Source organism: Xanthobacter sediminis, from assembly GCF_043195015.1.
Taxonomy (GTDB): domain Bacteria; phylum Pseudomonadota; class Alphaproteobacteria; order Rhizobiales; family Xanthobacteraceae; genus Xanthobacter.
This window is the reverse complement of the sequence record NZ_JBAFWH010000002.1, coordinates 258,812-280,511: the sequence shown is the minus strand read 5'-3', so window position 1 is coordinate 280,511 and position 21,700 is coordinate 258,812. Positions and strand designations below refer to the sequence as shown.

Below are 21,700 nucleotides of genomic sequence, written 5' to 3'. Positions count from 1 at the left end.
TGAAGCTAAGCGTCCGCGCGCGGCCGCCAGACGCAGGTGCGCTTGATCTCCATGTCCTCCAGCTCGCGCGTCACCGGAACATGGTATTCGGCAAGCTGCTCCAGCCGCTCCCTGGGCAGGTAGGTGCGGCCGGGATCCCCGATGAGCACCCGCGCTCCGCGCCGGGAAAGCGCCAGCAGCCACGCATAGACCCGCTCGGCCAGATCCTTCTCGTAGCAGATGTCGCCGGCGAGCACGGTGCCCCAGCCAAGGTCGCGGCCGATGAGGTCCTCCCCCACCGGCGCGAGCGCCACGGCATTGGCCTCGCCGTTCAGGGCGATGGCGGCAAGGGCGAAGCTGTCAATGTCCGCGCAGGTGACGCGCCGCGCCCCCGCCTTCATGGCCGCGATGCCCACCAGCCCGGAACCGGACGCGAAATCAAGCACGTCCTCCCCCGCCACCAGCTCGGGATGGTCGAGCACATGCCGCGCCAGCGCCTGCCCGCCCGCCCAGGCGAAGGCCCAGAACGGGGGCGGCAGGCCCATTTCCCCCAGTTCCTCCTCGGTGCGGTGCCAGATGGGCACTGCCTCATCCGCCACATGGAGCGAAATCTCCGGCACCAGGGCCGTGGGGCGCAGGCGCGTCTCGGCGCGGATGAAGGCTGCGGGATCGGCGATGGGGCGGCTCACACGCCACCCATGGCGCAGAGAATCTCCCACTCCTCGTCGGTAACCGGCTGCACCGAGAGCCGGGAATACTTGATGAGCGCCATGTCCTGGAAGCGCGGGTCCGCCTTGATGGCGGCAAGGCTGATGGGATGCTTCAGCGGCTTCACCGCCTTGAGGTCCACCATCACGAACTTGCCGGTGGGGTCGGAGGGGTCAGGATAGGCCTCCTTGATGACCTCCACGATGCCGACGATCTCCTTGCCCTCGTTGGAGTGGTAGAAGAAGCCGGTGTCGCCCGTCTTCATGGCCAGCATCTGCTGCTTGGCGAGGTGGTTGCGCACGCCGTCCCAGTGGGTGCCCTTTTCGCCCGCCTTCACCTGCATGTCCCAGGACCATTTGAAGGGTTCGGATTTGTAGAGCCAATGGGCCATGGGCGCGCTCGAAATGCTGGTGGGAAGAACCGCACCGGTGTGCCGCTTTCGCCCGCCCATTGCAAGCCGCGCGGGCGGGGCGGCAACGCGCGGCCGGCCCAGATCGTGTAAGAAGGGGCCGGCGGCACCCGGCCGCCGTAAGCGAGGATGTCAGTATGGTCTATGAGGTCGCAACCATCGAGGTGAAGGACGGCGCCCGCGCGGCCTTCGAGGCGGCGGTGAAGGAAGCCGCACCCTTCTTCCAGCGCTCGCGCGGCTGCCGGGGCCTCCGGCTGGAGCGCTCGGTGGAGGCGCCCAACCGCTACTTCCTGGTGGTGACGTGGGACAGCGTGGAGGACCACATGGTCCACTTCCGCGAGGCGCCGGAATTCCAGGAATGGCGCCGCCTCGCCGGGCCGCACATGGCCGCCCCGCCCCAGGTGGAGCACCACGAAGCCCTCTTCACCGCCTTCTGAGCCCCCCGCTTGAGCAGAGCCCGCCCGGCACCGGTCGAAGGCCATGGCCGAGCGGGATGGCATGAGACCTGCGGCGCGCATGAAAAGGCCCCGGCGAAACGCATCGCCGGGGCCTTTTCGATTCGTCCGCCCGGAGCAGCAGTGGCGCTCACACCAAGGGCCCGCGTGCTTTCCTCATCAGCCGGTGGTCGTCATGGACCCCCGCTCAAGCCCCGCGCGGCGCTTCAGCGGAACCGGCGCCAACGGCATCAGATACCGAAGAAACGGCGCTTGGGCGCAGATGGCTCCGGCTCGTCGGTGCCCAGTCCGGGATCATCCGGCAGGGGCGGCATGGCGACGATGGGAGCGGCAGTCCGCCGGCGCGGCTGAGCCTCGGCGGCGGGGGCCTCCCCGCCCGCCGGCTCGGCCGGGCGGTCCTCGGCATGAAGGTCCGCCGCCGGCTTGTCCGCCGGATGATCTTCCGCCAAGGGCTTACCCCCGCCGAGGCCGTCCACCGCGCCCATAGGGTCGGCGGCCGGCGCCGCGCCGTGAAGCGCCCCGCTCTCCGCCGCGCGGGCGGCGGCCTCCGCCAGCGCCTTGGCCTGCTCCCCGGCGCGCACAGCGGCGATGGCGGCCATGACCCGCTCCGCGCCGTGCTCCAGGATCGGCGCCGCCAAGACACCGGGCGGCACCGCCCAGGTGAAGGCATCGAGCCGGCCGGTCACAGGGGAGATGGGCCGCCAGTGATCGGAAACCACCCCGTCGGCGATCCAGGCCGGATCGCGATCGGCGTGCACGGCGCGGGCGGTCCACTCGCGGGCCTTGCCCACGTCGCCGTTCTCGGCGGCCTCCAGCTCGGCCATCAGCAGGCACACCCGCTGGGTGGGCGCCTCCAGCAGCGGCTCCAGGGTGCGGCGGGCCTCGTCATATTCGTGGGCGTCGAGGGCGGCGCGGGCGAGCGCGATGGCGCTTTCCACATGGCCGGGCGCCTTGCCGGCCAGCATCCGCACCCGCCGCAGCCGGTCGAGGGCGGCATCGCCGGGGCGCAGGTGCGCTTCCACCTCCGCCAGCTCGGGATGCGGGTTGGCGGCATAGGCGGTCTCGACGATCTTCGCCGCCTTCTTCAGCTCCCCGGCGGCGCCCATGAGCCGGCCAGCGCAGGCGGCCGCAGGCACCAGGGTGGGCGCGAGGCGCACCGCCTCCTGCGCCAGCTCGCGCGCCACCAGCGGGTCGGAATGCTCCAGCGCCAGGGCCTCGGCGGTCAGCAGCACTGCGCGGCGGCGGCGATACTGGGCCTTGTCAATGCCCTTCTGCGCCATCTGGCGCTCCAGCACTGTGCGCGCGGCGCGGTAGTCGCCGGCCGCGCAGTGGGCCTCGATGACGGCATCCGCCGCCCAGCCCAGTGTCGGCGCGTCGGCCACGGCCTCGGCGGCGATGGTGGCGGCGGCGGCGCGGTCGCCCGCCTTGCGCGCCTCCATGTGCAGGCCGCGCAGGCCCAGAAGGCGCGTCTCCGGCCGCGCGGCCATGGCCGTGAAGGCGGCAATGGCGGCCTCGGGGTCGTTGTCGAACTGGGCGGCCTGGGCGGTGAGAAGGTGGGTGAGCGGCTCGTGCGGCAGCAGCCGCGCCGCCTCGGCCCGCGCCTTGCGGGCGGTGGCGGCATCGCCGGAGCCGATGGCGAGCAGGCCCCGGCTCACGGCCTTCAGACCCTGGTCGCGCCGCTTGCGCCGCGACAGCGCCGCCAGCAGCTTCGGCGAGGCGATGAGCAAAGCGAGCAGCCGCCAGATGGCGAGCATCACGCCGGTCACCACAGCGATGACGGCAAGCGCCACCGGCACTGTGGTCTCCACCCGCCAGCCCTGCCAGACGACGGAAATCTCGCCCGGCCGGTCGGCGATCCAGGAGGCGCCGAAGGCCAGGCCGGCGAGAACGACGAGGATGATGACGAGGCGGGTCACGGCGTCTTCCCCGAAATGGCGGCGAGGGCCTGCTGGTAGAGCGTGGTGGCGGCCTCGGCCGCGCGGCGGCGGGCGTCGAGCTCGGCCGTCACGGCGGCCAGCTTCTCCTGCACTGGGGGCGGAAGCTGCTTCAGGGCGGCAAGCGCGCCCGCGATATCGCCGAGGCGCACCGCGGCCACTGCGCGGTCGAGGAGGCCGCGCAGGCTCTCCGGGTCCACGCTGTCGGCGGGGCGCACCTTCACGAGGCTCTGGGCACTGGCGAGGAAGCGCGTCACCAGCGAGGCATCCGCCGGCGCCGCCTCGGGCGCCGGTGTGAGGCCGTCGATGGCGGCGCCGCCGGCGCGGGCGAGCTGGTCGGCCAGCTTCGGCAGGGGCGGAAAGCCCGCCTGCGCCGTGGCAGCGAACGGCTCCAGCGCCGCCGCGCGCGGCCCCAGCAGGGCGCGGGCGGCGTCCAGCTCAGGCGCGAACGGGCGGCCGGCATCGACGGACTGCTTCAGGGTGCCGAGCACCAGCACGGAGGCCGCGCCACGGTTGACCGCGGCGGCAGCGGTGGCCGCATCGGCGGCTTCCTTGCGCACCGCATCGATATGGCTGCCGAGCCCGTCGAGCCGGGGGCCGAGCACCTGCGCCTGAGTCTGGGCCTGCTGCGCCTGCGTCTGCGCCTGTTGTGCGGCGGAGGCCGCGGCTGCAATGGCGGACTGAAGGGCATCCTGGGCGGATTTCAGGCTGTCCTGGCTGGTCTTCAGCGCGGCCACCCGGGCGGCGACATCGGAAACGGCGCCATCAGTCTTGCCGAGGGCCGCCTTCAGCGCGTCCACGTTCGGCGCAGCGGGCGTAGTGGCGACCGGGGCCGCCTTGAGCCCGGAAACGGCGGTGTCGAGGGCCGAGACGCGCGCATCCGCCTGGCTCAGGCCCTGCCGCACAGCCGCGAGGGCGGCGGCATCAGCCACTGGGCGGGCCTCCAGCGCCGCGATGCGGGCGGCGAGCGGGGAAAGGTCCACCGCCTGCGGTCGTGGCGCGTTCTGAGCGAGGTAATAGAAGACGCCGCCACCGGCCGCGCCGCCGGCGAGAGCCCCCAGCACCAGGGCCGCGACAACCGTTCCGGCCCCGCCCCGGCGCGGCGCCTGCGGAAGCGGACCTGCCGGGCCTTGGGCATCCTGGCTCGAAGCATCCGGGCCGACGGGCTCCGGCGCCGAAGCGGCTTCGGGCTGCGTCACAGCATCGGAGGGAGCGCCTTCCGGCGCCCCGGCCGTGCCGGCATCTTCGGCGGCGGGCGCGGCGCCAACGCGCGCCTCAGCGCCGGAAGCCGGTGATTCGGGGCCGGGCGCGGCAGGCCCGGTCCCCTCGGCGGGAGCCTTGGCGGCCGTCTCGCTGGCGGCCTGGGCAGGGGGCGTGGCTTCGCTGCCGGATTCGGCGCGCACCTCCTCGGCCTTCAGGTCGAGGGTCGGCGGAGTGCGGGGGCGACGGGATGAACCGCCGGCCGCATTGGGATTGTCGCTCGCCATGGGCCTCCTCGTGGGGTCGATCCGCCTTTTTCTCCCGATAGACCGCCCGGCGATCCATCGCAACCTTCGGCCGCCGCAGCGCGATCAGAACAACGCGAACAGCGCGTCCTCATTGGGCGCGGACGCCGCCTCGATGGGGTAGCCGGCCTTCACCAGCGGCCCGCCCACCTGCTCGGACAGGCAGAACTCCCGCACCCCCGCGAGCCGGCTGCCGAGCCCCGCCGCCGCCACGCAGGCGAGAAGGGTCTTCACGGTGCGCTGGGAGAAATGAAGGGCGGCATCGACGCGCCCCGCCTCCAGCGCGGCCCGCGCCTCGGGCGAGAGGGCGTCCGCCGGCTCGGCGGCATAGATGATGGTGAGCACCAGCTCCAGCCCCGGCGCCGTCAGCAGCTCGGCGAGGTCCGCCGCGCGGTCCTCGCCGGCCGGGTTGAGCACGCGCGCGCCCTCCGGCAGTGCCTGCGCAAGGCGGCCGGCAAGAGCATCGGCATCGCCCGCGCAATCTGTCACGTGATGGAAGCCCACCGCCCGCGCTTCCTTGGCGGTGCGTGTGCCCACCGCGAATGCCGGCAGGTGGAACAGGCCCCGCCCCTCCGGATGGGCCGCGAACGCCTTCACCCCGTTGATGGAGGTGAAGGCCACCGCATCGAACGGCCCCGCCGGCAGCGGCGCGGCGGTGGGCGCGATGCGCAGCATGGGGTCCACCGTCGCCTCATGGCCGAGCTTGCGCAGGCGTTCCGCGGTCTGGCTCGCGGCGGGCTCCGGGCGGGTAATCAGGAAGTGCATGGCGTCATGTCCCGTTCACTCTGGCCGGCACGCGGATGGAGCGACATTCCGCTCCGAGGGCACCCCCACGCCGCGCGGGCAGGCCCACCGCGCGAGGATGCGTTTCATCGTGCAGCTAAAGCAAATCCGGCAAAAGCGTGCAGCGGTTCTGCATCCGGATTTGCGGCGCAGCAAAGGGCTAGAGCACGTTCGGTGAGTGGATATTCACCGCATATGCTCCAAAGCGTTTGCCGCCCGCACCGGCGCGCGGCAATCGTTCCAGATTATTGAAACCACGCATGTTCTTCATGCGAACCGGCATCCACTTCGCCTGAAAATGCCCTAGAGCCCAAGGGCGCGGGCGGGCGCGCTCTGCCGCAGCCGCGCGCCGCAGCGCGCGCCGAGGGCGGCGGCCTCCGCGACGGGAGCGCTCTCCTCGGCCTCGGCGGCGTCCGTGCCGTCGAGCGCCAGCACCAGGCCGGAGAGGCGCACGCGCCCCCCTTCCACCGTCGCGAGCCCGGCGATGGGCGTGCGGCACGAGCCGTCGAGCGCGGCCAGAAAGGCGCGCTCGGCATCGAGCGCGATGCCGGTGTCGCGGCAGGCGATGGCGCCGATGGCGGCGTTGGTCGGCGTATCCGCCACCCGGCACTCGATGGCCACCGCCCCCTGCCCCACCGCCGGTAGGAAATGACGCGTCTCCAGCACCGCGCCCGCCTCATGGGCGAGGCCGAGCCGGGTGAGGCCGGCGAGCGCCAGCAGGGTGGCGTCGAAATCCCCTTCCCGCACGCGGGCGAGGCGGGTGTGCACATTGCCGCGCAGCAGCTCCACCTTCAGGTCTGGCCGCAGGCGCTTCATCTGCGCCGCACGGCGCAGGGAGGCGGTGCCCACCTTCGCGCCGGGGGCGAGATCGTCGAGGCTGGCGCCGCGCTTCAGGATGAGCGCGTCGCGCACATCGGCGCGCGGCAGGTAGCCGGCAAGGTGCAGGCCCTCTGGCAGCACGGTCGCCACGTCCTTGGCCGAATGCACCGCGAGATCGATGCGCCCCTCGAGAAGCGCATCCTCGATCTCCTTGGTGAAGAGGCCCTTGCCGCCCGCCTCCGCCAGCGCGCGATCCTGGATGGTGTCGCCGGTGGTGCGGATGATCTCGACCGCGATGGTCTCCTCCGCCCGGCCGAGGGCCGCCGCGAGGGCCGCGCGCACCGCATGGGCCTGCCACAGCGCCAGCGGGCTACCACGGGTGCCGATGGTGAGCCGCGGCGCGGACGCATCTGCGGAAATGCCTGAGGAATGGCGCTTTTGGGTGTTCGTGTCTGCACTCATGGGCGCGTACAATGCGCGCAGGAATCAAATCGGGGTAGAGCGGCGTTCCGGCGCAGCGCGGAAAGCGGGGGCAACTTGGCGGATCTTCTCGTTCTCGGCATCGAGACCACCTGCGATGAGACCTCCGCCGCCGTGGTGTCGCGCTCGCCCACCGGCGCCAGCGCCATCCGCTCGAACGTGATCCGCTCGCAGATCGCCATCCACTCGCCCTATGGCGGCGTGGTGCCGGAAATCGCCGCCCGCGCCCATGTGGAGATCCTCGACCACGTGATCGCCGAGGCCATGCGGCAGGCGAATCTCTCCTTCTCCGAGCTCTCGGGCGTTGCGGCGGCCGCGGGGCCGGGTCTCATCGGCGGGGTCATCGTCGGGCTCACCACGGCCAAGGCCATCGCCCTCGCCGCCCGCAAGCCGCTGGTGGCCGTGAACCACCTCGAAGCCCACGCCCTCACCGCCCGCCTCACCGATGGGGTGGCCTTTCCCTACCTCCTGCTGCTGGTTTCCGGCGGCCACACCCAGCTTCTGGCGGTGGAGGACGTGGGCCGCTACACCCGCCTCGGCACCACGCTGGACGACGCCGTGGGCGAGGCCTTCGACAAGGTGGCCAAGATGCTGAGCCTGCCCTACCCCGGCGGCCCGCAGGTGGAGGCCCAGGCCGCCCAGGGCCACGCCGCCCGCTTCGCTTTCCCCCGCCCCATGCTGGGCCGGCGCGAGCCCGATTTCTCCCTCTCCGGCCTCAAGACCGCCGTGCGGCTGGAGGCGGAGAAGCTCGCCCCCCTCACCGACGACGACGTGGCGGACCTGTGCGCCGGCTTCCAGGCGGCGGTGGTGGAGGTGATCGTGGACCGGGTGAAGGCCGGTGCCCGCGCCTTCCGTGACCGGCTGGGGCGCGGGCCCACGGCGCTGGTGGTGGCCGGCGGCGTCGCGGCCAACGGCGCCATCCGCACCGCCCTCGCCCGCCAGGCGGCCGAGCTCAACACCCGCTTCGCCATGCCCGCCCCGAACCTGTGCACCGACAATGGCGCTATGATTGCCTGGGCCGGCGCCGAGCGCCTCTCCCGCGGGCTGCAGGACACGCTGGAGGTGAGCCCCCGCGCCCGCTGGCCGCTCGATCCCGCGGCCGCCGCCTCGGCCCACGCGCGGGCCTGAGCCGTGGCTTCCTTCCAGACCATCGGCGTGGTGGGCGCGGGTGCCTGGGGCACTGCCCTCGCCAATGCCGCCGCCCGCGCCGGCCGGCAGGTGCGCCTTTACGCGCGCGACGCCTTCCAGGTGGCCGACATGCTCGCCCGGCGCAAGAACCGCCGCGCCTTGCCCGGCATCGCCATCGATCCGGGCGTGACGCCCACCGCCAGCCTCGCCCTGACGGCGGAATGCGATGCCGTGCTGCTGGTGGTGCCGGCGCAGGCGTGCCGCGCCGTGACGCGCGAGCTGGCGCCGCTGCTCACGCGCGGCACGCCCGTCGTCTCCTGCGCCAAGGGCATCGAGCGCGGTACCCGGGCCTTCATCACCGAGGTGATCGCCGCCGAGGCGCCGACCGCCATCCCCGCCGTGCTCTCCGGCCCCAGCTTCGCGAGCGACGTGGCCGCCGGCCTGCCCACCGCCGTCACCCTCGCGAGCGCGGACGAGGCGCTGGCGCGCGCCTTGTGCGACGCCCTGGGCTCCTCCACGCTCCGGCTCTATTTCTCCACCGACGTGCGGGGCGTGGAGATCGGCGGCGCCACCAAGAACGTGCTGGCCATCGCCGCCGGCATCGTGGCCGGGCGCCGGCTCGGCGCCAGCGCGGGCGCGGCCCTGGTGGCGCGCGGCTTCGCCGAGCTGACGCGGTTCGCGAAGGCCTACGGCGGGCGGCCGGAGACCATGACCGGCCTTTCCGGCCTCGGCGACCTGATCCTCACCACCTCCGGCCCCCAGTCCCGCAACTTCGCCTTCGGCGCCGCCCTGGGCGCCGGCAGCGCGACGCCCGACAAGCTGGCGGAAGGCGCCTTCACCGCCGGCGTGCTGGTGGAGATGGCTGCGGCGCAGGCTGTGGAGATGCCCGTGAGCGCGGCGGTGGACGCGGTGCTGCGCGAGCGGCTCTCCATCGACGCCGCCATCGAAGCCCTCATGGCCCGTCCGCAGAAGGCGGAGCGCTGAGAGCCGCACGCGGCGGCCACTCTGGCGCCGGGCCGGGAGCGTCGAGACGGCAAGCCCGTGCGTCCGGCACCCGGCTCGCGCATCGCCAGCAGAAGGCGGAACATTGAGACCGGGGCAACGACCACCGGCACGGCCAGCAGGCGCGCGCCCCCCGGCATAGGCCGAGCCCACGACGGGCGAGGACCGGCAAGCGCGTCGCCCTGTCCCGGCCCCGACCCCGGCAAGCCAGAACAGAAGCCGCACCTTTGACCGGCGCGTGGCTTTCGCCCGAATGCCGCACGGGCTTGACCAACCGCCCGTGGGAGAGCCTCACGGACCTTCAGCATGAGGCTTGGAAGCGGTCCGGATGCGACTTGGCGCGCACCACGCCGGCCGGGTCCGCCGCGATCAGTCAGCGGCCCGCCGCATCATGTTCCGCCGCCGCCTCCCCGGCCCCGAACATGCGGCCGAGATCGATCCAGGAGCGCGCGCCGGTGGCGGCGAAGATGGCGAGCAGGTGCTTCTTCATGGCCTCGGGGCTGGTGCTCGCCAGCCGCGCCGCCTCCGTGCGCGAGGCGCCGGAGGCGGCCGCCAGAAGCAGGGTCTTCTGCTTGGGCGACACGTCCTGCTCCAGGATGCGCTCGACGAGCCCCAGCCGGAACGGCGTCTGCGGCTGCAACGTCAGCAGCACCGCCCGCCCCTCGGCGGGGGCCGCCAGCTCCTCCGCCACCACCACCAGCCGCCCATTCGGCGAGGGCAGTTCCAGCCGTGGCCGCGCCTCCGCGCCGAGCCGAGCACAGAGGACGGCGGCGAAGGCCGGCGGCGCGCTCAGGGGGCCGGTCGCGGGGACGCCCTGGGCGACATGGTTGCCCTCCTGAAGCAGAGCGTGGGCGGAAGCCGAGGCAAAGAGCAGCCTGCCGCCGGCCCGGTCCACGAGCAGGTGTGCCGGCGGCGCGCGCGAGGTCCAGCGGTCGGAGCCCGGCGCTTCCACGAAAGCCCGGCGCAGCAGGCCGGCCGACAGCCGCAGGAGCGCCAGGTCCGCCTCGTCGAACGGTCGGCGCCGCACTCGGAACAGCAGCACCACCGCGCGGGGAACACCCTCGTGATCGATCCTGAGGTCGATGGCGTGATGGTGCCCGCTGGGCCGCACCAGAAGGTTGAAGGTGTTGGACTTCCAATAGCTCGGCGGCGGGGCGAGGAGGTGCCCGGCATCGGCGCCGCTCCTGCGCGCCAGGGTCGCCACGTTGAGCTCGGATTCGCCGAGGAAGAGGCGCTCGAAGGCGTTGGCGAAGAGATCGCGGGCGCCGGCGTGGGTATCCTCGTGGAAGAAGCCGGTGGGCAGGCCTTGCGCGTCCATCCAGAAGATAGCGCCGGCGTCGGCGCCGACGATCTCCCGCAGGGTGCGGCTGACATGGGGCGCGATGGCCGCAATGCCGACCCCTGTCGAGCAGATCAGCTCCAGGTCATGCCATCTTCGCTTGGAGACACGTCTGACCACCATGCCCCCCTTCCGCCGAGAGCGTGGCCAATCACTCCCCGGCGGGGGAATTTCGCGCGGCCGGGGGGCGCTGTAAACCGGTCTGACACCTCATTCCCGCGAGGAGCCAGCTTCGATGCTGAAGCAGCGCCGCACCCTCGGGCCCCTCCTTTGCCTGCTCGCCGCCTTCCTTGCCGGCGCGCCGGCGGCCGCAAAGGACGTGCCCGGCTCCAAGGACCATCCGCTCGTAGGCCGCTACGAAGGATCGGAAATCATTGCCTACGAAGCCCTCGCCTTCGACGAGCAGCGGCTCATCAACGCGCCTGTCGACATCCGCGCCGAGGGCGAGACGTTCACTGATCGCAATTCGATCAAGCTGGAAGGCAAGGTCACGCGCATCCGCTACGACGCGCCGAAGGGCCGCTCCGGACTGGAGATCATCAAGAACTACGAGGACTCCCTGAAATCGAAGGGGTTCGAAATCCTCTATTCCTGTGGCAACGCGAGCTGCATCAAGGGCATCGGCAGCCCCTACCGCATGAGCACCTTCGCCGGCGACGGAGCCATAAACTACCGCTACGGCGAGGGCGTGCGCTATTTGCTCGCCCGCGCCGAGCGCCCCACGGGCAATGTCTATGCGGGCGTCTATGTGGGTGAGAACAAGGGCGGACCCCTGGTGCGTGTTATCGCGGTGGAGGAGAAGCCGATCGAGACCGGGCGCATCGCCTTCATCGACGCCGACGCCATGGCCAGGGCGCTCACCGCCGAAGGCCGAGTGGCGCTCTACGGCATCCTGTTCGACTTCGACAGCGCCGGGATCAAGCCGGAATCGCGCCCCACCCTCGACGAGATCGCCAAGTTCCTGAAGGCCGATCCGTCCATCTCCGTGGTCGTCACCGGCCACACCGATGCGAAGGGCGCATTCGACTACAATGTGGACCTCTCCCGCCGCCGCGCCGCCGCGGTGGTGGAGGACCTGAAGCGCCAGGGCATCGCCGCCGCCCGGCTCACGCCGTTCGGAGCCGGCATGGCGTCGCCCGTCGCACCCAACGAGGACGAGGCGGGCCGGGCCAGGAACCGCCGCGTGGAGCTCGTGAAGCGGTGATACGCATCCCCCGCAGCGTCGCACCGCCGCCTTCCCATCCAGGAGACATGAGCATGCGTGGTATTCTGGCCTCTCCCGTCCTCGTTCTCGCCCTCTGCTTCGCCCCCTGCGCCGCGCTGGCGCAGGAGCGCATGGAGCCCGGCCTGTGGGAAACGCAGACCGCCAGCGACGGCGGAAACGGTCCCGGCCAATGGATCGTCGCCACGCGATGCATCGATGCGACGATGGCGGGAACCGCCCGCGGGTCCGCCGACGACATCCGCAAGGCGATCCTCGCGGAAGGCCTGGATTGCAAGATCCAGGATGTCACGGCGGAGGCCGAGCGCGTCACCTTCCGCCAGACCTGCGGCGCCCTTGAGCAGACCGCCGAGTTCTTCTACCGCGGCACCACCATGGAAGGCCGGGTGACCATGTCCAACGCGGGCAACCCGCCGATGACTCTGGTCCAGCGCGGCAAGCGCATCGGGCCGTGCCCGTGAGCCAGCCCCGGCGCGCGCCGGCGCAAACCCTGGCGGTCGCACTCGCCCAGGCCGCCTTTTGGACCGCTTTCTGGCTCGCCGCACCCGCCGCCGCCCAGTCGGCCGCCCCCCTGCCGGCGTCGCAGATCAAGGCGCCGCCGATGGTGATGCTCAATCCCGCGATGGACAATGGCACGCCGATCGATTCAGGCGGCGCCATCGCCCGCGTTTCCGGCCTCAAGGCCGGCGGCGACGGCTTCCTTTCGGTGCGCGAGGCTCCTTCGGTGAAAGCCGCCGAGCGCGGCCGCCTCGGGCCCGGCCGGCTGGTGATCGCCACCCATCCCGAGCACAACGACGACACGTTCGTCGGCATCATCTATGACGACGTGCCCGAGAACGCCTCCGGCCCCTTCCTGGCGGAGCGCTGCCGCGTGAGCGAGGCGACACCCACCGAAAAGCCCTATCGCCGCGCCTATCTCGGCCCCTGCAAGACCGGCTGGGTCGCCCGCCGCTTCATAGAGGTGCTTGCCGACTGATCCCAATGGCATCGCTCCGCGAGCGGCGCGATACCGGGTTCGCCAGGGCGCCGCGCGGGGCTTGATGTTAAGCCCATGACCCAAGCTCGCCGGCCTTCGGAGGGCCAGACCCCGCGACGCTCGGGCGCACCATCGCACCTCGACGGCGCCACCCGCGCATGCTCGCATGGGTTGTCACTCTTCGCGATTCGCGTTGCAGCCGGCGGTGCCCGGCTTCGGCGGCGAAGGGCGGCTCCAGGAGCTTGCAGGCCGCCGCATGACGATAAAGCCCACCCTTTCCGCCTTCTATGCCCACTCGACGGAACGGAACGACCTGGCGGACTGGGAGCCGCTGCTGGCGCACCTCGAAACCGTGGCGCGCCTCGCTGCCGAGCACGGTGGCAAGTTCGGCGGGTCCGCAGCGGCTCACCTTGCAGGCCTGCTGCATGACCTCGGCAAGTTCAGCCCGCTCTTCCAAGCCTACATTCGCGGCGAGGGATCGAGCGTCGATCATTCCACCGCGGGCGGGCGCACCATCATGCGCGCGGCGGAGGCTGCCCCGCTCATCGACAAGATCGTGGCCGAGCTTCTCGCCTACGGCATCTGCGGGCACCATGCCGGCCTTCCCGACAAGCAGGGCGCCGGCGATTCCACCCTCGAAAGGCGGCTGAACAGCGCCAGCGTCACGATTCCCGCCCTGGCGGATGCCTGGCGCGACCTCCCCATGCCGCCCCTGCATAGCCTGCTGCCGGCCAACTTCAAGCTCGACCTGAAGGACAAGGACGCGCTCGCCTTCCGTCTCGCGACGCTCGGGCGCATGCTGTTCTCCTGCCTCGTGGATGCGGATTTCATCGGCACCGAGCGCTTCTACGAATCCGTCGGCGGGCCTGCGAAGGAGCGCGACTGGCAGCCCCTCGGCGCGCACATCGACACGCTGATCGCCGCGTTCGACGCTCACATGGAGGCCATGCGCGCCGCCGTGCCGGAAGAGCGGCGCGCCGAACCCCTGTACCAGCTGCGGCAGGAGGTTCTCGCCCATGTGCGGGAGCGCGCGGCGCTGCCGCGCGGGGTGTTCACCCTGGATGTGCCCACCGGCGGCGGCAAGACGCTGGCCTCGCTCGCCTTCGCGCTGGAGCATGCCAAGCAGCACGGCATGGACCGCATCATCTACGCCATCCCCTTCACCTCCATCATCGAGCAGACGGCCGACGTGTTCCGCGGCGTGCTCGGTGACGAGCTCATCCTGGAGCACCATTCCGCGCTGGAGCCGGAGGAGGGCGCGGCGGTGTACAACGATCAGCGCCTCGACGCGAAGCGGCGCCTCGCCATGGAGAACTGGGCGGCGCCCATCGTGGTGACCACGAACGTGCAGCTGTTCGAGAGCCTTTTTTCCCATCGCACCTCGCGGTGCCGCAAGCTGCACAACATCGCCAACGCCGTCATCATCCTGGACGAGGCGCAGGTGATCCCGCTCAACGTGCTGCGCCCCTGCGTGGCCATGCTGGACGAGCTTGCGCGCAACTACGGCTGCAGCATCGTGCTGTGCACGGCCACCCAGCCGGCCCTGCTGGACGATCGCTTCAAGGGCGGCTTCTGCTCAAAGACCACCCAAGCGCTCGCGCCCGATCCCGAGCGCCTCGACGCCGCCTTCCGGCGGGTGACGCCCGAGGTCCGCCCCGGCAAGCTCGACGACCCGGCGCTGGTGGAGGAAATGCGGGGCCACCCCCAGGGCCTCGTGATCGTCAACAGCCGTCGCCATGCGCTCAATCTCTACCGGGCGGCGCAGGCGGCGGAGCTGCCCGGCCTCGTCCACCTCTCCACCCGCCAGACCGCCGCCGACCGTCGCCAGATCCTCGCCGAAGTGCGCCGCCGGCTCATCGGCGGCGAGGCGTGCCGGGTGATCTCCACCAGCCTCATCGAAGCGGGGGTGGACGTGTCCTTCCCCCGCGCGTGGCGTGCCATGGCGGGGCTCGATTCCATCATCCAGGCCGCCGGCAGGGTAAATCGGGAATGGCGCTGGAGCCGGGAGGAGAGCCGCATCATTGTCTTCACGCCCAGCGACGCAAAGCCCCCCAGCGAGATCGCCCGCTTCGCGCAGGCCATGGAGCGGGTGGCGAAGAAACACGACGACCTGTTCTGCAAGACCGCCATCGAAGACTACTTCAAGGAGGTCTACTGGCAAACGGGGGACGGGCTGGACCGCATCAGCGTGCCGAATGCCGATGGCCAGAAGGTGGGAAAATCCGCGCTGTCGCTTTTCGGGCTCAGCGGCGGCAGCACGGCTTTCGCTTATCGCACGGTGGGGGAGAACTTCCGCCTGATCGAGGACGGCATGGCGCCCGTGATCATCACGCGCGCACCGGAAGCACGATCGACCCTCGATGCGCTGCGCGCCGGCGCGATGCCGGCCGGCGCCGCCGCGCGCCGGCTCCAGGGCCATGTGGTGGGCGTGCCACCCCGAGACCGAGACACCTTGATCCGCAACGGCCATGTCGCCTACGTGGAAGGCTTCGCCGACCAGTTCGCAGTGCTGCGGACGGACAGCCTCTACAGCCCGGAAACCGGCCTCGCATGGGAACGGGCGGACGAGCTGGGCGGGGACTTTATCCTGTAGCACTGAACCTCGAATCAACCTAACCGTGTATTCCTCTTCCGCAGAGGGAAGGCATCCTCGGGAGCCCGCCGATGGGGTTTGGTGTCCGTCTCAAGGTCAGCGGCGCGCGGGCCTGTTTTACGCGCCCGGAGATGAAGGTTGAGCGCGTCTCCTATGACGTGATGACCCCCTCCGCCGCGCGCGGCATCCTGGAGGCGATCCACTGGAAGCCGGCGATCCGCTGGGTGGTGGACGAGATCCGGGTGCTGAAGCGCCCCCGCTTCCAGTCCATCCGCCGTAACGAAGTGGGCGCCAAGGCACCGTCGCGGGCCATCGCCACGGCCATGAAGAGCGGCGACATCTCCAATCTCACGCTGGTGGTGGAGGACAACCGCCAGCAGCGGGCCGCCACGGTGCTGGTGGATGTCGCCTACATCATCTGCGCTCATTTTGAGATGACTGGCCGCGCGGGGGCGGACGACAACCCCGCCAAGCATCTCGACACCTTCAGCCGGCGGGCCCGGCGCGGCCAGTGCTTCCACCAGCCCTGCCTGGGCACGCGGGAATTCGCCGCCGATTTCGAGCTGATCGAGCCGGATACCCCCTGGGAAGAGGCCGAGAACCGAAAGCCGGAGGACATGACGCCGGACCTGGGCTTCGGGCACCCGCGCGACCTCGGCTTCATGCTCTACGACATCGACCACGCGGGCGACGGCGCCTCGCTGTTCTTCCGGGCCACGCTGAAGGACGGCGTGCTGAAGGTGCCAGCACCGGATTCGCCTGAGGTGCTGCGATGAGCGCGCTGGCGGCGCTGGCCCGCGCCTATGAGCGCATGGCCTCGCGGGGAGAGGTGCCGGCCTTCGGCTTTTCCCAGGTGGGGATCGGCTTCCTGATCTCGCTGAACGCGGACGGCATTCCGGACGGCGCACCCATCGACCTGCGGCAGGGCACGGGCAAGAAGAAGGTGGCGCCGCCGATGGCGGTGCCCCAGCCGCCCAAGCGCACCTCCGGCATCGCACCCAGCTTCCTGTGGGACAAGACGGCCTATGTGCTCGGCATCACCGCCGGCGAGGGCAAGCGCACCGCGCTGGAGCACCAGGCCTTCATCGACAAGCATCATGAATGGCTCGCCGGAACGAACGATGCCGGCCTCCTGGCCTTCGCGCGCTTCCTCGACTGGTGGACCCCGGAGCAGTTCGAGGCGCTGGGCTGGCCGGAGGAGATGAAGGACCAGAACCTCGTCTTCGCCCTGGAGAGCGAGCGGCTCGACAACATCCGCATCCACGACCGCCCGGCGGCGCGGGACCTGTGGGCGCGCCTCTCCGCGGACGGGGAGAAATCGCAGGCCGCCTGCCTCGTCACGGGCGCCCATGCGCCGGTGGCGCGGCTGCACCCGGCCATCAAGGGGGTGTGGGGCGCGCAATCCTCCGGCGCCTCCATCGTCTCCTTCAATCTCGACGCCTTTACCTCGTACGGCCACGAGCAGGGCGACAACGCGCCGGTGTCGGAGGCGGCGGCCTTCGCCTACACCACCGCGCTCAATCATTTTCTTGAGCGCAACAGCGGCCACCGCATCCAGATCGGCGACGCCTCCACCATCTTCTGGGCCGAGGCCGCGGATGACGCCTCCGCCGATATGGCGGACGAACTGGCTGCGCTCCTCATGGAGCCCGACCTGAAGACCGAGGCACAGAAGGTCTCGGACATCCTTGAGCGGCTGCGGAAGGGACAGCCCATCGGCGAGTTCCAGCCCGCGCTTGCGCCCGGCGTGCGCTTCCATGTGCTGGGCCTCGCGCCCAATGCCTCGCGCCTCTCCATCCGCTTCTACGTGGAGGACGAGTTCGGCACCATCGCCCGGCGCTACGCGGAGCACCACGAGCGCCTGAAGGTGGAGCCCCCGCCGAAGGAGCCCGCGCCCTCCATGTGGCGCCTGCTGGTGGAAACGGCCAGCCTGCGCAAGACCGAGAACATCCAGCCCAACCTCGCTGGCGAATGGATGCGCGCCATCCTCACCGGCGCGCCCTACCCGCTCACGCTCCTGTCCTCGATCATCACCCGCCTGCGCGCCGACCACGACGTGAACGCGCTGCGCGTGGGCATCCTCAAATCCGTCCTCATCAGGAACTTCCAGGCGGAGGCGCCCGTGTCGCTCGACCTCACATGCAAGGACCCCGGCTATCTCCTCGGGCGCCTGTTCGCCGTCTACGAGCGGGCGCAGGAAGATGCGCTGGGCCGGAACATCAATGCCACCATCAAGGACAAGTTCTACGGCGCCGCCTCAGCCCAGCCGCGCAAGGTCTTTCCTTACATCGACGCCCATGCCGTCAACCACCTTTCCAAGGTAGGCAAGCAGAATCCCGGCCGCCGCATCAATCTCGAAAAGCTGATCGGCGCCATCATGGAGCTGATGGAGCCCGGCGCCGACCCCTATCCCGCCAGCCTGCCCGACCGCAGCCAGGCCCTGTTCGCGCTCGGCTACTACCACCAGCGCAACGACTTCTTCCGCAAACCCGAGAAACCCGAGACCGAAGAGGCCGGGGAGGCCGCCCAATGACCGCGCTCGCCAACCGCTATGACATCGTGTTCCTGTTCGACGTCACCAACGGCAACCCCAATGGCGACCCCGACGCCGGCAACCTGCCGCGCATTGACCCGGAGACCAGCACCGGCCTCGTCACCGATGTCTCGCTGAAGCGCAAGATCCGCAACTACACGGAGCTCGCCAAGGGCAGCGAGCCCGGCTACCGCATCTATGTGCAGGAAGGCGCCATCCTCAACCAGCGCCACCGCGAGGCCTACAAGGCGGTGCGCAAGGACGACCCCAAGGTCGACAAGGACGCCAAGCTCAATCCCAAGGATGAGGCGGAAGGCAGGGCTCTCACGGCCTTCATGTGCGACAACTTCTACGATGTCCGCACCTTCGGCGCTGTCATGAGCACCGGCATCAATGCCGGGCAGGTGCGCGGGCCGGTGCAGGTGACCTTCGCCTCCTCGGTGGAGAAGATCCTGCCGCTTGAAATCTCCATCACCCGCATGGCCGCCACCACCGAGAAGGAGAAGGCGGACCGCGAGAAGGAGGGCGGCGACGAGCGCACCGAGAACCGCACCATGGGCCGCAAGCACATCGTGCCCTACGGCCTCTACCGGGCCCACATCTTCGTCAACGCCAAGCTCGCCGAACGTACCGGCTTCGGCGAGGCGGACCTCGCCCACCTGTTTGAAGCTCTGAAGGTGATGTTCGAGCACGACCGCTCCGCCGCCCGCGGCGAGATGGAGACCCGCCGGGTGATCGCCTTCAAGCACGCCTCCGCGCTCGGCAACGAGGCGGCCTCCCGCCTGTTCAAGCGGGTGAGCGTGAAGCGGCGCGTGAACGGCGATCTCTTCGATATCGACGACCAGCGCCTCTCCAACTACCCGCCCGCCCGCCGCTTCGAGGATTACGAGGTGCTCTTGGACAAGGAGGACTTGCCGGAGGGGGTGGAGATCATCGAACCGTGAAGATCATATATAAAATATTGTATCCAAACGGTAAAATATATGTCGGGATGGATCTGACAAACAGCATAAATTATTTTGGAAGCGCGAGCGATGAATACATCGCTCGCGACTTCTCCGATGAAGAGCGGACATCCTTCACGATAACGCGGGAGATCATATGGTCCTCCACGACCGCCAGTGACTCCGAAGTACGACAGAAGGAAAGGGAGCTTATTCAAGCTCTCCGCTCTAACGATCCTGAAGTCGGCTACAATCGCTGGCCTCGCAGAAAGTAAGAGCTTCGCCCACCAGCACTGGACCTTCCTGCATTGGACGATCCCATTCCCCTCTCCGCGCTCCAGCATGCGGTGTTCTGCCTGCGGCAGGCGGCGCTCATCCATCTGGAGCGCCTGTGGGAGGAGAACCGCTTCACCGCCGAGGGGCGGGTGCTGCACGAAAAGGCCCACACGCCCTCCAGCCACGCCCGCGGGGCGGTGCGCCGGGTCACCGCCTTGCCGCTCTCCTGCCGCAGGCTCAATCTCTCCGGCGTCGCCGATCTCGTGGAGTTTTACGCCGGGCCGGAGGGCGAGACGCCCTATCCGGTGGAATTCAAGCGCGGCAAGGCCAAGCTCCACCGCGCTGACGAGGTGCAGCTCTGCGCCCAGGCCCTGTGCCTGGAGGAGATGACCGGCCGGCCGGTGCCGGAGGGCGCGCTCTTCTATGGAGAGACCAAGCGCCGGGTCGTGGTGCCGTTCGATGCCGGCTTGCGGCAACTGACCGAGGACACCACCGCGACCCTCGCTGCCCTGTTCGCCTCCGGCCGCACGCCCCCGGCCCAGTACAAGGCGGAGCGCTGCCGCTCCTGCTCCCTGGTGGAGCTGTGCCGGCCGCGGCTTGGCGGGCGCAGCGCCCTCGCCTTCCGCGCCGCCGCCGTGGGGGCCGCGCTCGAACAGGCGGGAGACACGCCGTGAAAAAGCTCCTGAACACGCTCTACGTGACCACCGAAGGCGCCGCTTTGCGCAAGGAAGGCGAGAACCTGGTGGTGGACATCGAGGGCGCGGAGCGGGCGCGGGTGCCGTTCCACATGCTGGGCTCGGTGGTGGTTTTCGGCGCCATCCTCCTCTCTCCGCCGCTGATGGAAGCGCTGGCCGAGCGCGGCGTGGCGCTGGTGCTGCTGGACCGGGTGGGCCGCTTCCGCGCGCGGCTTGAGGGGCCGGTCTCCGGCAACGTGCTGCTGCGCCGCGCCCAATACCGGGCCTCCGATGCGCCGGACGAAATCGTCCGCTCCATCGTCTCCGGCAAGATCGCCAACCAGCGCGCGGTGCTGCAGCGCGCCCTCAGGGACTATGGGCCGGACATGGAGCCCCAGGCGCGCGGCGCTGTCGAGGCCATGGTGGAGAGAATAGCCCGCATCCTGCGCCGGGTCGCCTTCGAGAAGGAGGGGCTGGACGCTCTGCGCGGGGCGGAAGGCGAGGCCGCGCTCGCCTATTTCTCGGTGTTCGACCATCTGGTGCGCTCGCCGGACGAAGCGCTGCGCTTCCGCGGCCGCAGCCGGCGGCCCCCGCGCGATCCCGTGAACGCGGTGCTGTCCTTCCTCTACACCCTGCTCACCCATGATTGCCGCAGCGCCGCGGAAGGGGTCGGGCTCGACCCCGCGGTCGGCTTCCTCCATCGCGACAGGCCGGGCCGGCCGAGCCTCGCGCTCGATCTCATGGAAGAGCTGAGGCCCATCCTGGCGGATCGCCTCGCCCTCTCCCTCATCAACCGCCGGCAACTGCGGGCGCGCGACTTCGAGGAAAAGGAGGGCGGCGCCGTCCTGCTCACGGACGATGGCCGCCGCACGGTGCTGACCGCCTGGCAGGAGCGCAAGCGCGAGACCCGGCTCCACCCCTTCATCGAGGAAGAGGCGCCCTTCGGCCTCGTGCCCCACCTGCAGGCGCAGCTCCTGGCGCGGCACCTGCGCGGGGATCTCGATGCCTATCCGCCCTGGATCTGGAAATGAGCCGGCGAAGCTCTGAGGGAGGCCGCGCATGATGGTGCTGGTAACCTACGATGTGCGCACGAGCACGCCCGGCGGGGAGCGCCGGCTGCGCCGCGTCGCCAAGGCGTGCCGGGATTTCGGCCAGCGGGTGCAGTATTCCGTGTTCGAGGTGGAAGTGGACCCCGCGCAATGGACCAGGCTGCGGGCTGAGCTGGAAAGCCTCATCGACCCCGCCCACGACAGCCTGCGTTACTATTTTCTCGGTGCCGACTGGCGCCGCCGCGTGGAGCACGTGGGCGCGAAGCCGGCCGTCGACCTGAACGGCCCGCTCGTGATCTGACCCTGGCGCACAGGCCACCATAGCGGCGCGAACCCGAAGCGATCACGCTTCCCCCGGCAGGTTCGCACCAGCACGCAAAGCGCTGAACCGCCTGAAAACCGCCACGCGCCCCTTGAAGCCCCAACGATCTCAAACGCCCCGCGCCCCGAGGTTCGCGGAAATAGCGCCATTTCCAACCTGATTTGAAACGGTTATCCGAAGGCAGTCGCCTCCCGCGCGGAGGCGTGGATCGAAACTCCCAGAGCGGCCCGCTGGGGAGCCCGTGGGGGATCGTCGCCTCCCGCGCGGAGGCGTGGATCGAAACCGGGAGCGCTTCGTGGTGCGGCCGGATGACTTCCCGGTCGCCTCCCGCGCGGAGGCGTGGATCGAAACCAGAAGATGCTGGATGGGGCGCCGGACTATGTGAGTCGCCTCCCGCGCGGAGGCGTGGATCGAAACCGTGGCGTAAGCCGGCGCACGCCCGCCGCCCCCGAAACCGTCGCCTCCCGCGCGGAGGCGTGGATCGAAACCTCGTTCACGGCGGCGGTGAGGCTTTCGAGGCTGGTCGCCTCCCGCGCGGAGGCGTGGATCGAAACCGGATGACTACACCCT

The 21,700-nt window shown here is 70.5% G+C and carries 20 protein-coding genes and 1 CRISPR repeat array (1 of these 21 only partly in view); of the genes, 13 read left to right on the top strand and 7 right to left on the bottom strand.

Translation table 11 applies throughout. The features are described 5' to 3' along the window. Positions 1–5 precede the first annotated feature (5 nt). Both V5F61_RS03200 and V5F61_RS03195 read right to left on the bottom strand, forming a co-directional pair. Entirely contained in the window at positions 6–668 is a 663-nt protein-coding gene (locus V5F61_RS03200; protein WP_393987315.1) for a class I SAM-dependent methyltransferase, read from the bottom strand. After that, the gene (locus tag V5F61_RS03195) at positions 665–1,078 is read right to left on the bottom strand and encodes an EVE domain-containing protein (protein WP_393987314.1); all 414 of its coding nucleotides are present in this window, start codon (positions 1,076–1,078) and stop codon (positions 665–667) included. The genes V5F61_RS03200 and V5F61_RS03195 overlap by 4 nt, the downstream gene beginning before the upstream one ends. Positions 1,079–1,233: 155 nt before the next feature. Between V5F61_RS03195 and V5F61_RS03190 the strand changes: the two genes are divergently transcribed. Next, entirely contained in the window at positions 1,234–1,533 is a 300-nt protein-coding gene (locus tag V5F61_RS03190; protein WP_393987313.1) for an antibiotic biosynthesis monooxygenase family protein, read from the top strand. A 248-nt stretch (positions 1,534–1,781) separates the two neighbouring features. On the opposite strand, the gene V5F61_RS03185 is transcribed toward V5F61_RS03190, so the two are convergent. The 4 genes from V5F61_RS03185 to hemC all read right to left on the bottom strand — a co-directional run bounded on the left by V5F61_RS03185 (position 1,782) and on the right by hemC (position 7,054). Continuing rightward, complete coding sequence (locus V5F61_RS03185) at positions 1,782–3,467, bottom strand: heme biosynthesis protein HemY (RefSeq protein ID WP_393987312.1); 1,686 nt, start codon at positions 3,465–3,467, stop codon at positions 1,782–1,784. Beyond that, positions 3,464–4,972, bottom strand: a complete 1,509-nt coding sequence (locus V5F61_RS03180; protein ID WP_393987311.1) for a hypothetical protein — start codon at positions 4,970–4,972, stop codon at positions 3,464–3,466. The genes V5F61_RS03185 and V5F61_RS03180 overlap by 4 nt, the downstream gene beginning before the upstream one ends. An 84-nt stretch (positions 4,973–5,056) precedes the next feature. Further along, positions 5,057–5,755, bottom strand: a complete 699-nt coding sequence (locus tag V5F61_RS03175; RefSeq protein ID WP_393987310.1) for a uroporphyrinogen-III synthase — start codon at positions 5,753–5,755, stop codon at positions 5,057–5,059. A 321-nt stretch (positions 5,756–6,076) separates the two neighbouring features. Beyond that, positions 6,077–7,054 (bottom strand): hydroxymethylbilane synthase, encoded by a 978-nt coding sequence (gene hemC, locus V5F61_RS03170; protein WP_393987309.1) that lies wholly within the window; start codon positions 7,052–7,054, stop codon positions 6,077–6,079. Positions 7,055–7,129: 75 nt separating this feature from the next. On the opposite strand from hemC, the gene tsaD reads away from it, so the two are divergent. Further along, positions 7,130–8,200, top strand: coding sequence for a tRNA (adenosine(37)-N6)-threonylcarbamoyltransferase complex transferase subunit TsaD (gene tsaD / locus V5F61_RS03165; RefSeq protein ID WP_393987308.1), 1,071 nt, complete (start codon positions 7,130–7,132; stop codon positions 8,198–8,200). Between the two features lie 3 nt (positions 8,201–8,203). Then, complete coding sequence (locus V5F61_RS03160; RefSeq protein ID WP_393987307.1) at positions 8,204–9,184, top strand: NAD(P)H-dependent glycerol-3-phosphate dehydrogenase; 981 nt, start codon at positions 8,204–8,206, stop codon at positions 9,182–9,184. Between the two features lie 391 nt (positions 9,185–9,575). Here V5F61_RS03160 and V5F61_RS03155 read toward each other — a convergent pair whose 3' ends face one another. Then, positions 9,576–10,664 carry a hypothetical protein gene (locus V5F61_RS03155; RefSeq protein ID WP_393987306.1) on the bottom strand — a complete coding sequence of 363 codons (1,089 nt, stop codon included), beginning with the start codon at positions 10,662–10,664 and terminating at the stop codon, positions 9,576–9,578. Between the two features lie 112 nt (positions 10,665–10,776). On the opposite strand from V5F61_RS03155, the gene V5F61_RS03150 reads away from it, so the two are divergent. From V5F61_RS03150 to cas2, 10 genes are all read left to right on the top strand, one after another. Next, a complete protein-coding gene (locus tag V5F61_RS03150) occupies positions 10,777–11,745 on the top strand; it encodes an OmpA family protein (protein WP_393987305.1) in 969 nt (322 codons plus the stop codon). A 53-nt stretch (positions 11,746–11,798) separates the two neighbouring features. Further along, the gene (locus V5F61_RS03145) at positions 11,799–12,224 is read left to right on the top strand and encodes a DUF3617 domain-containing protein (RefSeq protein ID WP_393987304.1); all 426 of its coding nucleotides are present in this window, start codon (positions 11,799–11,801) and stop codon (positions 12,222–12,224) included. Next, positions 12,221–12,739 (top strand): hypothetical protein, encoded by a 519-nt coding sequence (locus tag V5F61_RS03140; protein ID WP_393987303.1) that lies wholly within the window; start codon positions 12,221–12,223, stop codon positions 12,737–12,739. The genes V5F61_RS03145 and V5F61_RS03140 overlap by 4 nt, the downstream gene beginning before the upstream one ends. A gap of 256 nt (positions 12,740–12,995) precedes the next feature. Continuing rightward, positions 12,996–15,332: a CRISPR-associated helicase Cas3' gene (cas3, locus tag V5F61_RS03135; protein WP_393987302.1), complete on the top strand. Its 2,337-nt coding sequence runs from the start codon at positions 12,996–12,998 to the stop codon at positions 15,330–15,332. Positions 15,333–15,403: 71 nt separating this feature from the next. Further along, complete coding sequence (gene cas5c / locus V5F61_RS03130; RefSeq protein ID WP_393987301.1) at positions 15,404–16,108, top strand: type I-C CRISPR-associated protein Cas5c; 705 nt, start codon at positions 15,404–15,406, stop codon at positions 16,106–16,108. Continuing rightward, the gene (gene cas8c / locus V5F61_RS03125; RefSeq protein ID WP_393987300.1) at positions 16,105–17,865 is read left to right on the top strand and encodes a type I-C CRISPR-associated protein Cas8c/Csd1; all 1,761 of its coding nucleotides are present in this window, start codon (positions 16,105–16,107) and stop codon (positions 17,863–17,865) included. The genes cas5c and cas8c overlap by 4 nt, the downstream gene beginning before the upstream one ends. Beyond that, positions 17,862–18,809: a type I-C CRISPR-associated protein Cas7/Csd2 gene (gene cas7c / locus V5F61_RS03120; RefSeq protein ID WP_393987299.1), complete on the top strand. Its 948-nt coding sequence runs from the start codon at positions 17,862–17,864 to the stop codon at positions 18,807–18,809. The genes cas8c and cas7c overlap by 4 nt, the downstream gene beginning before the upstream one ends. Positions 18,810–19,117: 308 nt before the next feature. Next, the gene (gene cas4 / locus V5F61_RS03115; protein WP_393987298.1) at positions 19,118–19,759 is read left to right on the top strand and encodes a CRISPR-associated protein Cas4; all 642 of its coding nucleotides are present in this window, start codon (positions 19,118–19,120) and stop codon (positions 19,757–19,759) included. Continuing rightward, a complete protein-coding gene (cas1c, locus tag V5F61_RS03110; protein ID WP_393987297.1) occupies positions 19,756–20,790 on the top strand; it encodes a type I-C CRISPR-associated endonuclease Cas1c in 1,035 nt (344 codons plus the stop codon). Before cas4 ends, cas1c begins: the two co-directional genes overlap by 4 nt. 28 nt (positions 20,791–20,818) lie before the next feature. After that, positions 20,819–21,109, top strand: coding sequence for a CRISPR-associated endonuclease Cas2 (cas2, locus tag V5F61_RS03105; protein WP_393987296.1), 291 nt, complete (start codon positions 20,819–20,821; stop codon positions 21,107–21,109). A gap of 204 nt (positions 21,110–21,313) precedes the next feature. Next, positions 21,314–21,700: a CRISPR direct-repeat array (repeat unit 32 nt; unit sequence GTCGCCTCCCGCGCGGAGGCGTGGATCGAAAC); it runs 1,385 nt beyond the window's last position.